The sequence below is a fragment of the Limibacter armeniacum genome, assembly GCF_036880985.1.
Taxonomy (GTDB): Bacteria; Bacteroidota; Bacteroidia; order Cytophagales; family Flammeovirgaceae; genus Limibacter; species Limibacter armeniacum.
The window spans coordinates 691,270-705,629 of the sequence record NZ_JBAJNO010000009.1 but is presented as its reverse complement, the minus strand read 5'-3'; the positions used below and the strand labels follow the sequence as shown (position 1 = coordinate 705,629).

The window sequence follows — 14,360 nt, the reverse complement described above, 5'->3', positions numbered from 1 at the left end:
CTGCCTCCCTTGACGGGGAGGTAGTTTTTTATACCTATAGGTAGGTGTAGATACAGATTTAATTTCCTTTCAATATGAATACATTGATTGACCCTGAAAATACCACTGTATTGCCTACGGTAGAAGATGTTGTAAGGGCGCAAATGCGTTTAAGGGATGTAGTGACGAAAACGCCATTGCTCCATAACTTTAATCTTTCTCAACAGTACGATTCTGAGATTTTCCTGAAGAGGGAAGATTTGCAGGTTGTTCGTTCTTATAAGATTAGAGGTGCTTATAACAAGATTTCTTCTCTAGGAGAAGAACGTTCCAAAGGTGTGGTATGTGCGAGTGCAGGTAATCATGCGCAAGGAGTAGCGTATGCTTGTCAGCGAATGGGGATTAAGGGAGTGATTTTTATGCCAAGTCCGACGCCTTCTCAGAAGGTGAAACAAGTCAGGATGTTTGGCAAAGATCAGGTAGAGGTGGTGTTGAAAGGAGATACTTTTGATGATGCCTATTATGCTGCCATGGAATATTGTAAAGCCAATGATAGCGTATTTATTCACCCATTTGATGATCCAAAAGTAATAGAAGGACAGGGAACTGTCGGGATGGAAATACTGGAAGAAACCAGTCAGCCCATTGATTATTTGTTTGTGCCGATCGGTGGAGGTGGCCTGTCGGCGGGAGTAGGAAGCTATTTTAAGCAAATCAGTCCTGCTACCAAGATTATAGGAGTAGAGCCTGCAGGTGCTGCAGGAATGAAAGCTTCGCTTGAAAAAGGGGAGGTTGTAACGCTTCCCAAGATTGATAAATTCGTGGATGGCGCTGCTGTACAGCGAGTAGGGGAGAAGACATTTGAGATTTGTCGCCAAGTATTGGACGATGTAATCAGTGTACCTGAAGGTAAAGTTTGTTCCACTATTCTGAAGCTTTACAATGAGGAAGCAATTGTTGTGGAGCCGGCAGGAGCACTGACAATTTCCGCATTGGACTATTACAAAGACCAGATTAAAGGCAAGCGTGTTGTGTGTGTGGTAAGTGGCAGTAACAATGATATTGTCAGAATGGAGGAGATCAAGGAGCGTTCCTTGCTTTTTGAAGGACTGAAATTCTACTTTATTATCCGTTTTCCACAGCGTGCGGGTGCATTGAGAGACTTTTTGGTTAATGTATTAGGGCCAAAGGATGATATCGTTCATTTTGAATATACCAAGAAGATTAACCGTGAGAAAGGTCCAGCTTTGGTTGGATTGGAGGTTGAGTCTCCTGAAGATTTCAATAAGCTGACTGAACGGATGAGTGAAAAAAACATTCAATATGAACTCTTAAATGAGCGTTTTGATTTATTCAACTTCCTGATTTAGTGATTGAAACATTATAGTTGAAAATGGGATTTACTTGATAAAGCAATTTCATATATGGAAATTGATTACAGTAAGTTCCACCAAATACTTTCAGCTATGGCAATACCTAATCTTTCTCTGATAAATGCGATAAGAAGTGCTGCTGATGCGATTGAACAGGCAGTGCATTACCAATGGGGACATATGGGAATGTGTAATTGTGGGCACCTAGCTCAAGAACTTACACACTTGAGTAAGTCCGAAATCCATGAATATGCCTTAAGGGCAAGAGAGGGTGATTGGGCGGATCAGGTTGCTGCATTTTGTCCAACAAGTAAACTTCCAATGGACCTGCTGATTAGTACTATGCTTGATGCTGGTTTGACTCGGGAAGATTTACACCATTTGGAGCGATTGTCAGATCCTGCGGTTATTCAGCAGTTTCCAGTAGAGGAAAGAAATCTTGTTTATAATCGGAAAGAAGATGTTGTAAGATATATGAGCGTTTGGGCAGACATGCTTGAGCAAATAATGTTAAAGGAAATTGCTTTGCCCATATTATCTCACCAAGTAACTGTACAATGAATTTGTTACAGAATTATCCAAAAAAAGGCAGTCCCTGAACGAGACTGCCTTTCATTTTTTGTGAAGACTAAAGTCTTACTTCTTTTCAGGTACCAAATTGTAGATAGCCTGAATGTCTTTCAATCTTTCCTCAAAATTGATATCAAGGTCTTTCAGTAATCCATTGTTTAAGTCAAATACCCATCCTGCAACGATTGGGAATTTGCCCTGTGTATATTTCACTTGTACTTCAGGAGTTTTAATGATATTGATACACTGCTCAATTACGTTCAACTCTACTAGGCGATTGTAACGGTCATGTGTGTTTTCAATTGCATTCAGTTCGTCCTTGTGCAAGCGGTATACGTCACGGATATTACGCAACCAAGGGTTCAGGATTCCCAAGTCCTGCGGTTCCATAGCAGCTTTTACACCACCACAGTTATAGTGACCACATACGATGATATATTTCACGTTTAGGTGGTTGACAGCATAGTTGATTACAGACATTACATTAAGGTCTGTATTTACAACCATGTTAGCGATGTTTCTGTGAACGAAAACGTCGCCCGGTTCCAGTCCCATAATCTCGTTGGCAGGGACACGGCTGTCAGAACAGCCAATAAACAGATAGTCAGGGTTTTGCTCTTTGGCAATTTTAGCAAAGAAGTCCTTGTCTTTGTTTGTTTTGGACTCAACCCATTTGCGGTTATTCTCAAATAATTCTTCGTACGAAGCCATGTTAGTATAATTTTCAGTTTTGACTTTTATTTATAGAACGCATAAATACTTCCGTCACATAATCAAAGATACTAATGAGTGTTCAAGCTCAATATAAAATTCTCAAAAAATGTAACGATTTTTGAAAAGAGCACGATTTAGTGTTAAGCCCTTCCTTCACTCATATTAGGGAGCTTTAGTTGCTCATCTGAAGCATCCTTATCCTCATGGTTGTTGTTGATGACCATATGCTGAGGAACATTCAACCCTTTAATGCCTTTGATTTTCAGGGTGATGTTATGCAGGTCAGCATGTGCTGCAAAGTCCTCAATGATCTCCTTGACGTCGTGGTCAATAATAACAGACTCTGTACCGTCTATAGTAACCTCACTTTTCTTAGGAAGGTTTTCCAGCATCATGGAAATACTTGCCTTGTTTAAGAAAGTAACCTCTTGGGATAGTTTGATCGTGAATTTTTCACCTTCCTGATGTTTTTCCTTTTTGTAGTAGTAAGGGATCTTATAGTTGTTGATCAGAATATTGAAGATTGCAACTACTAGACCGATACCAATACCAGTTAGCATATCAGTAAATACCAACCCTAGTACTGTAGCTACAAATGGAATGAATTGCGACAAGCCATTGCGGAACATTGTTTTGAAAAGTGCAGGCTTGGCAAGTTTATAACCGATCACCAATAGAATGGCTGCAAGGCTGGCTAGAGGAACTTTGTTCAAGATTGCTGGAATCAGGGCAACGCAAAGCAGCAACAATATACCATGTATTAAGGACGCCAACTTGGTTTTACCACCTGTCATTACGTTGGTAGATGACCTTACGATTACTTGAGTGACAGGTATACCACCCACTAGTCCACTGGCGATGTTACCGAAACCTTGTGCTCTCAACTCTTGGTTGGTTGGAGTCACTCGTTTGTATGGGTCCAGCTTGTCAGTAGCTTCTGCTGATAACAGTGATTCAAGGCTTGCTACAACTGCAATGGTAGCTGCTGTAATATAAATTTCCTTGTTGGTGATTTGAGAGAAATCAGGGAATACAAAGAATGACAAGAACTCTGAAAAGCTTTCTGATACGGGCAAGCTTACCAAGTGTGTGTTGGTTGGTTCGTTAGCCAATGCCCATTCCGGATAGTATAACTTATAAAGCTCATTGAGTCCAACCCCTAGGAATACAACCAACAGAGGAGCTGGAACCATGCTCAGTGATTTGATTTTCTTGATGAACTTGCTTTCCCACATGATCATAATGGCCAGTGAGATGATTGTAATGACGACTGCTCCTATGCTGTGGTATTGAAATGCATAGATGATCTCCTCAAATGTATTATGACCGTCAGCCTGAATAAACTCAAGTTCTCCTTCCCAAGAGCGGTCATACCCTAAAGCATGGGGAATTTGTTTCAAGAAAATAATCACACCTATACCTGCCAGCATACCTTTAATTACGGCTGAAGGAAAGTAGTGAGCAACAATACCAGCTTTGGCGTACCCCGCAATTACCTGAAGGATACCAGCGATTACAACAGCCAAAAGAAATGGTTCGTAGCCCAGTTTTCCGATAGCGTCAGCCACGATTACAGCCAAACCAGCTGCAGGACCACTGACACCCAGTGCCGAGCCACTAAATGTTGTTACAATAATACCACCCGCAATACCGGCAATAATACCTGAATAAAGAGGTGCTCCTGATGCTAGGGCGATACCCAAACACAATGGAAGAGCTACCAGGAATACTACAATACCTGATATAAAGTCATTTTTCCATGTGTTTGAAAATGAAAAATTATCTGAAGTCATGTTGAGATAAATTTTAGCTTAGATAAAACTCAAGTAGCTATGTTCAACCATTTCAATGCTTCCACAAAGGTGTAATGCTTGAAAAGTTGGATACACAGTACTCGCCTCACTTCATCTGATGAAGGAGAGTTAAAAAATTTGATAACCACAACCTATACTAGTGGCTACGCTTGATTAAGTTAAAATGATTAGCTCAACTGTTCTGGTGGGGGGCAGTGGACTTCATAGACCACATCCTGATCGGAGTTGCTTTGATGGTAAAATTGAACCTTTAGCATCTTGGCAATATTGGAAAGGAGAAATTGTGAATTAGTAAGAATAAAAAGCTCATCCTGTTCTTTGTCTATCTCTTTTTCTCCTTCAGCTTTTTTTGCTTCATTTTCTGATTCTTCTTCACAAAGCTCTTTGATAGCTTTGCACTTGTCAGAAAGGTCATCATTGTAGTAATCCATAATATAACCTAATGAACTGCTTCCCACAAAAATGTAGAGAAACACAGTAAGCATAATACTACTGATGCTCTTTAGGGTTATATGTTTAATAGATTTGCGCACAATAAGAAATATCCTCAGGAAGAAAGTGAACAATAAAAAATGGACAAATTTTCTTCCTTATTCACTTGGTATATCATATCCAAGTGAGAATCATTGTTTTTTATTCAGTTCTACAAATATGATAGAAAATGCTGTAAAAAACGCAATATTTTGTTGTGTTTTTATCATTTTCAAATATTTGTAACTCCTAAATAACGGCTGTTGTGTACCTTTTGATTATTCCATTTCAGAAACGTTACTATTTACTCTTGAAAAGGAACATCTTGATACACAACAGCCACAATAAATTGTTAATATAAGTCCCAGTTGCCTTTTCGGTAATACCTTGGAAGGACTGGGTTGTGAATTGTGTTGACTTCAATTTCTGTGGAGTCAACCTCAATCAGGGGCTTGCCAAATGAAGTGATAAGTGACATGGCATCATGGTCAAGCCACCTGGTTGGAATATCTTCAAATGTCATGTTTTGCAAAGCAGGCTTCAGGTCTTCTTTCGGGATTGATTTAGCTCCCAATACCCATCCCCATTCACCTAAAGTCAGGACTTGGTTGTGCAGTTTGATGGTATTGAATCCAGCCGCAGACAAAGTCTTGTCAATACACATAAATGCTTTAGTGGCATAATATGGGCTACCCGCCTGAATAATCATCACACCGTTTGGTCTAAGGTGCTTGTAACACTGCTTGTACATTTCAAATGAAAACAGTCTGCCAAGTTCGATAGATTTAGGGTCAGGGAAGTCAACCATCATCACATCAAAAAACTCATTGGTATCCTCCATGTAATTGAAGGCATCTGTATTGATGATTTTTACCCTTGGGTCGTTTAGCGAATTTTTATTCATATCGGTGAAGATCGAGTGTGTTTTACCCAATTCTGTAACCACAGGGTCAAGATCCACCAAGGTGATACTTTTGACAGAAGGGTATTTGAGGATTTCACGAGCCAAACAACCGTCACCACCACCCAGAATCAAAATGTTTTGAGGATTCTTGTGTAGCTTCATTACAGAGTGTGCCATAGGCTCATGGTACATCCATTCGTCAAAAGAGCTTAGTTGTTGGTTACCGTTAATGTAAAACCAGTGGAAGTCTTTCCATTGTGTAACTACAAGTCTTTGATAAGCTGTCTGTTTTTGGAGAACGACTTTGTCTTTATAGCGTTTCTGTTCTCCATAGTTGATCAGGCTTTTAGCAAATACACCTCCAATTACTATCAGGGCAAATACAAAGACTCCAGCTCCTTTAAGTCTAATAGAATAACGTGGGCTAACAATGTCTTTCAGTCTGAAAAACAATAAAATGGCAACTAAGAAATTGACACCACCTAATACAAATGGCGTATAGGTAAGCCCCAGGTATGGTAAACCAACGAATGCAAAGAACAATCCTCCCAATAAGCTACCAAAATAATCCTGCTCCATTACAGCGGAGATGTTTACTCTTAGCGTTTCGAACTCTTCGTTAAGTCTGGTCACCAAAGGGATTTCCAAACCAATCAGAAGGCCAATAATGATACTGACTGAGTAGATCAATACCCCTTCAAAAGGGATTGAGAATATGGCTAGGGAATCGTTGAAACTGGCATAAGCTGCTGCTCCGTAGGCAACCATTGAAGAGAATGATACCAAGATGGAGAGTGTGAACTCAATGACGATAAACTTCTCTAGCAGATGATGTTCAAGGTGTTTACTGATGCGGCTACCCAACCCCATGGCAAAAAGCATGGAGGAAAGAATCAATGTCCATTGGAGAACAGAGTTTCCTAAAAAGTAGGTGGCAAGCGTAGATAGAATATATTCTGCTACAATACCTGAGAGTCCTGTGGCAAAAAGAGCCAGCTTCAGTGTATTTGATTTAGTGAAAAATTTCAGCACGGCAAGAATGTTTGTTTAGTAATTGCTGATATGTTTAAAAAGTAGGTTTGCTTACACTTTTTGTTTTGGACGCTTATAAATAGGTACAGTACTGCAAGGCTCCCCGTACATAATGGTCTTGGCTACAGGTCTCAACAGCCTGCTGATTTCAACATAGGCATATGTAGGCACGTCCACATTACTACAGCCTTTGACAACAACTGGCTTGTCTCTGAATTGCTCTAGATCTACTTTGGAAAGTGCTTCTCTATAAAGGGCATTTTCAAGGTCTGATAAGCTGCCAAAAACAACAAGGTGCGCAAAAGGCTCCAGTTTTACAGACAGTAGCATGTATGCCCAAGTAGGGACAATAGCATCTGCAGAACAGGTAATGGCAACATTCTTACCCTCATAGGTGCTCCAATCTTGTTCCTTTACGAAATCCCTGAAATCCTTTTCCCTTAGGATTAGACCTTGAAACAACACATCCTTGATATCAAGTACAACACGTTCTCCTTGATGGTAATAGTCTTCAAGGTCAAAAGAGATCAAAGGGCTATTGGCTACTCTGTTTATTATTTCATCCATAATATTTATTCGCTTTAAACTGATGCAAAGTTACTTTTTCAATGAAACAAGCAAAGGTTGCTTCAGGTTTTGTAGCTGCGATTAAAACAAAAATGGTTGAATAATCAAGTGGACTATTCAACCATTTCTCAAAAACTATATTTTAAGACGTGAAGGAGCACACAGCTACCATTCCTCTATTTCTTCATCCCGTTCTTCTCTGATAGGTTTATCGATCCTGATTTTATCATCCTCAGAAGCACCGTTGCCGTCTCCTTTTTTCTTTCCAAAGAGACGTTTGAAGAAACCTTTCTTTTCTTCTACAGGCTGTATCTCCTCTTCTTCCACCAATGTACTGTCACTTTGGGACGTTTCGTCTGTCAGCATATTTGTACTGTCCTTGGCTATCTGATAGGTTTTAGGCTTCCAGAACTGCCACCATTTGCGCTGTACCATTACAGAGTCAGGAGATGTGGCTGCTAACTCGCCATCCACATTGGTGCTATCGTTGGCGGCATTGTTGTCTTCCTGTAAATGTCCAAACAGTAAGTCATAAAAATGCTGATCATATCTGGATGGAGGTGTCTTCTGCTCCTCTGCGTCATCAAAACCGCCGCCTTCTTCAATCTCAGCACCTACAATTACAGTATCTGAATTTATATTGTTGGCATTACTGAGATCCGCTTCGCTAAGTATTGGGTTTTCTTCTTCAATAAGTTCAACCTCTTTTAGTTTTTCCAGCGAAGGTCGCTGTGGAATCGAGTAAATAATATTGGGGTAATTACTGAATCTTCTTTTCTTTTCGGTACCCAGCTTTTTGCTTAAAAAGGTACCTCGTTCGGACAGTAACCCATTCCACTCTTTACTTCTTGATGCTATTAAGGGAGTTTCCTTTGGCATTGAATCCAGCTCAAAGTACATGAAATGTACCCTGCTGTCTTCGGTAGAAACCAAAAAAGCGCTCTGATAGGCAGGACAAACATAAGGTTTGCAACCTGTCAGTAGCGTTCCTGAGCAAAAGCATACGATAAATGTATATCTAAGTAAAATGCTCATTAAGTAGTGATTTTTGAAAGCACTTGATCTTTAAGAGTGGTAGATGTACGCCAAAGAGTATTAGTTTTTCGTGAAAAAAGGCAGAAAATCAGACTGCGCTACAACTAAATACAAGATACAAGATACAGTATTATATTATTCGTTGAACAAATAGAACTAAACATCCAAATTTTGTGCAATTTGCATCCTTAATAAGGAATATACAAATCGTTTTGTGCTTAGAGAAATCCAAGAAGCACTAACAAGCGACACACGCGTATTTTTCAATGAAAATCAATTTAAGAAATGAGAAAAATACTGTACGTTATTTTCATATAACTAATATTAACATAAACGAAAATTGAGTTATATGTTGTACAACGCCAATAAATCTATATTCTAATTCTTATATAACTGTTTGTGCCCACTCTCAATTGTACTTCTTTCAGTTTTTTCTGTATTTTTGCGACCAAAATATGGCAAGACTATCAAAAGAAATATTGGCACTGGTCAGAAAAGAGTTTGTTCTGGAGTGGAGAGAGCGTTCAGCTTTCAACGGTATTTTGCTTTATACCTTCAGTACGATCTTTGTCTGTTACCTCAGTTTTAACCAGCGGAGAGTAGAGTTGAACCCGGTTACGTGGAATACCTTGTTTTGGATTATTCAGCTTTTTGCTGCGATTCATGGTATCTCCAAGAGTTTCTCACAGGAGAGAGGCGGGCGTTTCTATTTCTATTATTCCCTCGTTAGTCCTCAAGCAATAATCCTATCCAAGATTATATACAATACTATCCTGATGTCACTGATATCTATGGTAGGATTCCTGATTTATACTTTTGTGATGGGCAGCCCAGTCATTGACTTGCCGTTGTTCATTCTGAACCTGTTGCTGGGTGCGGTAGGATTTGCCTCTACACTGACAATGGTATCCGGTATTTCCTCCAAGTCGACCAACAGCAGTACACTAATGGCCGTGTTGGGGTTTCCAGTCATCCTTCCCATGATCCTTATGCTTATCAAGGTATCCAAAAATGCCATGGACGGATTGGCCCGAAACTTAAGTTATGACGAGGTTTTGACTATTTTTGCCATTGATGTGATTGTGGTAACAGTTTCATATATACTGTTTCCGTATCTTTGGCGAAGCTGATAAACAAGCAGAATTATCATTACTATAAATAATAAGCCATGAAAAATAATTGGTGGAAAGTCCTGACCGTATTCTTGCTGTTTTATACAGTAGTTGGCGGTCTGATGCTGGAAGTACCCAGACTGGATATCCTCAATGAGACAGTTCGTAACCTTTATTTCCATGTCCCAATGTGGTTTGGAATGGTGTTACTCTTACTCACCTCTGTAGTCTATTCGGTAAAATACCTGAACAGTTCAAATTGGGAGCATGATGTAGCTGCTTCTGAGTATGCCAGTACAGGAGTGCTGTTTGGTGTACTTGGCCTGATCACAGGTATGATTTGGGCAAAATTCACTTGGGGGTCTTATTGGAGTGGTGATCCGAAGCAGAATATGTCTGCCATTGGTATGATGATGTACTTTGCTTACTTCCTGTTGAGAGGTGCATTTAACGATGAGCAGCAGCGTGCACGTATCAGTTCTATTTACAATATTTTTGCTTTTGTCATCTTTATTGTGCTGATATTTGTATTGCCAAGGCTTACTGACTCATTGCACCCTGGTAATGGCGGAAACCCAGGTTTCAATGCCTATGATATGGATTCGCAACTGAGATTGGTATTCTATCCTGCAGTAATTGGCTGGACATTGCTTGGTGTATGGATGTCATCTGTAAGGGTGAGATTGCGTAAGGCGATTCATAAGCTGGAGGAAAAAGAAGATGCTATGCAATTGGGCAATGCCTGAACTTAAAATATTTGAGGAAAGTTAATTGGACACAAGTCCTTCAAAATATCTAGTGAAATGAAAAAACTCGTTTATGCCTTTATGCTTGCTGTAATGCTGGCTTTTACAGGAATGGATGCAGCTTTGGCTCAAGAAAAGCAACAGATTACCGAAGCGGATTATACCAATGAAAAGGTAGAGATGGCTGATGTGATGCGTGAAAATGGTAAGATCTACATTGTAGTGGCTGTATTGGCTACTGTGCTTGGAGGTATGATCTATTACCTTGTATCGATTGACCGAAAGGTGAGTAAGATCGAGAAAATGTATCAAGACTGAATCAATTATTTCAGAACCTCCTTTGGTTCAACTTCAATTTATAATCCAATATGAAAAAGACACATATTATCGGGCTTGTTGTAATTGCCGCTATGATCGGTATTGTTGTTTCAACTGCTGGAGATGCTAGCCAATACGTTAGCTTTCAGGAAGCTTTTGCTTTAGCTAGTGATGGCAATGATTCAAAAGTACACGTGGTTGGTGAGCTGACTAAAAATGAAACACATGAAGTTGTGGGTATTCAGTACAACCCAAGCCTAGATCCTAACTACTTGGCTTTTAACCTGGTTGATAATAATAATGAGGTGCATAAAGTGGTTTGTTATAACCCTCCTGCATCAATGAAAGATTTTGAGAAATCAGAGAAAGTGGTGGTTATAGGTAGAGCATCCAAGCAAGGAGGTGAGTTTGTGGCTTCTGAAATCCTGATGAAGTGTCCTTCTAAATATGAAGAGACTAAACTGTAGTGTCAGGTACTCTGATATATAAAAACGCCCTGTAATGAATACAGGGCGTTTTTATTAATGACTTTTTCTGCTTTTGTAATGCCACGCTAGAAAAAAGGCTCCTAACACGAATAGTCCAATACAGATATAGTTCATTAGTTGGTTGCCTTCCTGTAAGAACAGCAGATAGGTGTCTTCGGGGCCTGTGAAGCTGTATAACACTTCTACAGTTAAAGGTGACTCATTCTTTACTTTGCCTAGAATATTGATCTGAGTGCCATTTGTAATCCCTTTTAGCTGTACAGGTTTGTCACTACTGGTTTTTTCCTCAAGCAAGATATGTGTTACCTCAGGTCCTCTATAAGGCACTTCTTCAAAAAGCAATGTGACACTGTCTCCATATGCGTTTAGTTTGACAGGCTGTAAGTATTGCTCTACAGATTTGAAACCATTGTACTTGCCAAATCCAGTGAAGTGGTCTTTGCTACCAATAACAAGTGTTTCTTTGAGAGGCTTATTGTCATTACTGACTTCACCATGAAGAAAGATGGTAGAACCTTCTTTCATTCCTTCTGTTACGGCGGCTATTTCAGCCATATTGTGCTCTTTTAGAAGTTTTGGTTTTCCAATGCCATACAAAAAAGTGGCAAGCAGCACTAAAAAAATTCCTATACCAAGTTTCATAGTTCAAAGTTAAACCCTCACCTGAAGAGGAGAGGGTTTGGGATTTAGTTTAAGTCTATCAGATTAGTTTGACATAGGTTGCACCGTAGCCAAACTTCTCCTTTTTAGCATCTTTATAGTACTCCACATGGTGGTTTTTGGAAAGTCGTTTCTGGATTTCCAGTTTCAGTTTTCCTGAACCGATCCCATGTATAAAAGTGATTTCATCCATTCCGTTGGCGATGGCGGCTTCCAGTTCCTTTTCAAAGTGAAGGATTTGCAAGCTGATCAGGTTACTGCCCATTTCAGGGTCCAAGCCTAAAGCTTCTGCGTGTAAATCAACCTCATTTTTAGGTTTTGCAGGCATTTCAACAGCTCCTTTACCTTCAGATGATTTGTTCTCCATTAAACCACTTTTCAGTTGATCTGGGTCAATCTTGTCTAGATCTTCCACATCTAGTTGGAACAGGTAACCGTCAACTGCCAGCATAGGAATTTCCTTCTTGCTTTTCATGAAAGACTCAGCTCTAAAGCGTAGTTTTCTTACTAATGGCTCCCTTGGGATGCTCAAACCAGCTTTGAAGAACAGTGCTTGGAAAATCAGTGATGGCCAGCTTTCAAACTGGTCAAGATTCATCTGGTGAATTCTTGTGTGGGTTCTTGCATTAAGACCACCAACGTAAATACCGTGGTATCCTTTTTTACTTTCTTCACCCAACAATACTGGTATGGTTAAGTCAGTGTTATTGATCAAGTGTAAGTCCAGAATCTTGTCATTGACGTGAGTAAATGCCAAGAACAAGCCTTTTTCAGAGTAAACAGGTATCTTAATCTCTTTTGCACTGCCTTTTTTCTCTGTAACTACTTGGTCATCGCCTCCAAAGTTTCTTGCTTCTTCTTTTGAAACGATTACCAATTCGGATTTCATGAAGGGGATTCTGAAACCGTCTTCGATTTCAACCTCAACTTCTCTTTCTGTAATGAAACGTACTACAATACCTTCTTCACTTCCACTTACGCTTCTTACTTTATCTCCAATATTCATCTTCTGTAAATCTCTATTTTAAAAACCTGTCTAATGTTTATTCCAATATCGCTTTGTAGAGCAGTACTACATTATTTTCAATCACTACAAGACTAGTGTCAGATATGTTAGCGATGATCAATGCGTTATTTTCCTGAGTGATGGTATCAGTCAGCAATATGATTGTACTGTTTCCAACAATATCCCAGCGGCCTGTCAATTCGGAGTCAAGGCCGTTGTCACAAAGGTTGGCTCCAGCACTTTCTACAAAAGTAAAATTACTGTAAAATATTTTTGTGTTATCCAGTAAGCAATCGTTGTCCTCGAAGTTTTCATTGACTTTCCAAAGCTTACCTTCAGGTGTAGCCAAAAGGCTGGAAAGACTTTGGCTGATAATCACAATCTCCTCATTCCTGAAACCAATCTCTGTTTCTACTACAAATGTTTCATTTTTGCCATCCTGATTATTGCTGCTGCCATTATTGACAGAAAAGAAATAATTTCCTCCCTCAAGTTGCAGGAATACAGCAAAACCATCCTCATCAGTAAACTTGGTTGAAAGCGGATTGGTTTGATTCTGGTAATCTTCAAAGCTTGAATAAAGTGTCACAACAGCCTCAGTTACTTTATTAGCATCTTCATCCAATACTTGAATGTAAAGGTCTCCATTGGGTTGAGGAGGCGAACAGTGATTGAAAGCAAGTGATAGTATCAACACCATTAAAACAAGATAACCTTTGCGGTAATATGTATTGGAGGTCATGGCTGCGGCTATTTTAGGTCAACAATCAGTTGACGTTACTTGATTTGTCTTTTTTGTCAGAACGGTAAGCTGGTTTGCTCAGGCAAAAGCTTAAAAGAGTTGCGATGAAAAGGAGTTGATCCATGTACTCTTATTGCATCTCTATGTGCCTTGGTCGGGTAACCAGCATTTTTCTCCCAGCCATAGTGGGGATAGGTTTTAGCCAAATTGGTCATCAATTCATCACGGTAGGTTTTAGCCAAGACAGAAGCCGCAGCTATGCTCGCATATTTACCGTCTCCCTTGATGATACACTCGTGTGTAATTCCCTGATAAGGGTTAAACCTATTGCCATCAATCAGTAGAAGCTCTGGCTTTATTTCCATTTGGTCAATACAACGATGCATTGCCAGAAATGAAGCATTGAGAATGTTGATTTTGTCAATTTCCTGATGAGAAACTTCAGCTACAAAATAAGCCAAGGCATCCTTTTCAATAACACCTCTTAGCAGTTCCCTTTTTTTGGCGCTAAGCTTTTTTGAATCATTGAGCATCTCATTCTGATACCCATCAGGCAGGATAACACCAGCTGCTACTACCGGGCCTGCTAGGCACCCTCTGCCAGCTTCATCTAACCCACACTCAATTTTTCCAGATCCAAAAGAAGATAAAAGCATTCAGTATTTTGATTTAATATAACTCTAAAAATATTATTGACAGCTTCTATGAAGAAGTGGTGTATGCAAACAAAGATAGGGGAAGAGGGAGTGTATTTGAAGGATTTTTGTCATAAATAATTGCACGGACAGAAGCTCGTATTGTGAGTGTTCTGTCCGTACAATGTTTATCT

General features: G+C 39.7%; 16 protein-coding genes. 6 read left to right on the top strand and 10 right to left on the bottom strand.

Annotated features, from left to right (window positions below; all coding sequences use genetic code 11):
* The first annotated feature begins 74 nt into the window (after positions 1 to 74).
* Both ilvA and V6R21_RS20670 read left to right on the top strand, forming a co-directional pair.
* Positions 75 to 1,349 (top strand): threonine ammonia-lyase IlvA, encoded by a 1,275-nt coding sequence (ilvA, locus tag V6R21_RS20675; RefSeq protein WP_334245457.1) that lies wholly within the window; start codon positions 75 to 77, stop codon positions 1,347 to 1,349.
* Between the two features lie 54 nt (positions 1,350 to 1,403).
* Positions 1,404 to 1,913: a hypothetical protein gene (locus V6R21_RS20670; RefSeq protein WP_334245456.1), complete on the top strand. Its 510-nt coding sequence runs from the start codon at positions 1,404 to 1,406 to the stop codon at positions 1,911 to 1,913.
* Positions 1,914 to 1,988: 75 nt separating this feature from the next.
* Here V6R21_RS20670 and V6R21_RS20665 read toward each other — a convergent pair whose 3' ends face one another.
* The 6 genes from V6R21_RS20665 to V6R21_RS20640 all read right to left on the bottom strand — a co-directional run bounded on the left by V6R21_RS20665 (position 1,989) and on the right by V6R21_RS20640 (position 8,459).
* Positions 1,989 to 2,633, bottom strand: a complete 645-nt coding sequence (locus V6R21_RS20665; protein ID WP_334245455.1) for a carbonic anhydrase — start codon at positions 2,631 to 2,633, stop codon at positions 1,989 to 1,991.
* Between the two features lie 143 nt (positions 2,634 to 2,776).
* Entirely contained in the window at positions 2,777 to 4,429 is a 1,653-nt protein-coding gene (locus tag V6R21_RS20660) for a SulP family inorganic anion transporter (protein ID WP_334245454.1), read from the bottom strand.
* 188 nt (positions 4,430 to 4,617) lie between these two features.
* Positions 4,618 to 4,881, bottom strand: a complete 264-nt coding sequence (locus tag V6R21_RS20655; protein ID WP_334245453.1) for a hypothetical protein — start codon at positions 4,879 to 4,881, stop codon at positions 4,618 to 4,620.
* Positions 4,882 to 5,273: 392 nt separating this feature from the next.
* Positions 5,274 to 6,857, bottom strand: a complete 1,584-nt coding sequence (locus tag V6R21_RS20650; protein ID WP_334245452.1) for a polyamine aminopropyltransferase — start codon at positions 6,855 to 6,857, stop codon at positions 5,274 to 5,276.
* Positions 6,858 to 6,908: 51 nt separating this feature from the next.
* On the bottom strand, positions 6,909 to 7,424 hold the full coding sequence (locus tag V6R21_RS20645; RefSeq protein ID WP_408613039.1) for a DUF2480 family protein: 516 nt from the start codon (positions 7,422 to 7,424) through the stop codon (positions 6,909 to 6,911).
* Positions 7,425 to 7,589: 165 nt separating this feature from the next.
* Positions 7,590 to 8,459, bottom strand: a complete 870-nt coding sequence (locus V6R21_RS20640) for a hypothetical protein (RefSeq protein WP_334245451.1) — start codon at positions 8,457 to 8,459, stop codon at positions 7,590 to 7,592.
* A 455-nt stretch (positions 8,460 to 8,914) separates the two neighbouring features.
* Here V6R21_RS20640 and V6R21_RS20635 point away from each other — a divergent pair, with 455 nt between their 5' ends.
* Genes V6R21_RS20635 through V6R21_RS20620 form a run of 4 tightly spaced genes read left to right on the top strand, consistent with a single transcriptional unit; the run spans position 8,915 to position 11,102 of the window.
* A complete protein-coding gene (locus tag V6R21_RS20635) occupies positions 8,915 to 9,589 on the top strand; it encodes a heme exporter protein CcmB (protein WP_334245450.1) in 675 nt (224 codons plus the stop codon).
* Between the two features lie 38 nt (positions 9,590 to 9,627).
* A complete protein-coding gene (locus V6R21_RS20630; RefSeq protein WP_334245449.1) occupies positions 9,628 to 10,317 on the top strand; it encodes a cytochrome c biogenesis protein in 690 nt (229 codons plus the stop codon).
* A 57-nt stretch (positions 10,318 to 10,374) separates the two neighbouring features.
* Positions 10,375 to 10,635: a CcmD family protein gene (locus tag V6R21_RS20625; protein WP_334245448.1), complete on the top strand. Its 261-nt coding sequence runs from the start codon at positions 10,375 to 10,377 to the stop codon at positions 10,633 to 10,635.
* Between the two features lie 50 nt (positions 10,636 to 10,685).
* Positions 10,686 to 11,102: a cytochrome c maturation protein CcmE domain-containing protein gene (locus V6R21_RS20620; protein ID WP_334245447.1), complete on the top strand. Its 417-nt coding sequence runs from the start codon at positions 10,686 to 10,688 to the stop codon at positions 11,100 to 11,102.
* A gap of 54 nt (positions 11,103 to 11,156) precedes the next feature.
* Here V6R21_RS20620 and V6R21_RS20615 read toward each other — a convergent pair whose 3' ends face one another.
* The 4 genes from V6R21_RS20615 to V6R21_RS20600 are packed head-to-tail and all read right to left on the bottom strand — an operon-like array spanning position 11,157 to position 14,187.
* On the bottom strand, positions 11,157 to 11,765 hold the full coding sequence (locus tag V6R21_RS20615; RefSeq protein WP_334245446.1) for a hypothetical protein: 609 nt from the start codon (positions 11,763 to 11,765) through the stop codon (positions 11,157 to 11,159).
* Positions 11,766 to 11,823: 58 nt separating this feature from the next.
* Positions 11,824 to 12,789: a Smr/MutS family protein gene (locus tag V6R21_RS20610; RefSeq protein ID WP_334245445.1), complete on the bottom strand. Its 966-nt coding sequence runs from the start codon at positions 12,787 to 12,789 to the stop codon at positions 11,824 to 11,826.
* A 37-nt stretch (positions 12,790 to 12,826) separates the two neighbouring features.
* Positions 12,827 to 13,531: a hypothetical protein gene (locus V6R21_RS20605; protein ID WP_334245444.1), complete on the bottom strand. Its 705-nt coding sequence runs from the start codon at positions 13,529 to 13,531 to the stop codon at positions 12,827 to 12,829.
* Positions 13,532 to 13,587: 56 nt separating this feature from the next.
* The gene (locus V6R21_RS20600) at positions 13,588 to 14,187 is read right to left on the bottom strand and encodes a ribonuclease HII (protein ID WP_334245443.1); all 600 of its coding nucleotides are present in this window, start codon (positions 14,185 to 14,187) and stop codon (positions 13,588 to 13,590) included.
* Positions 14,188 to 14,360: the final 173 nt, after the last annotated feature.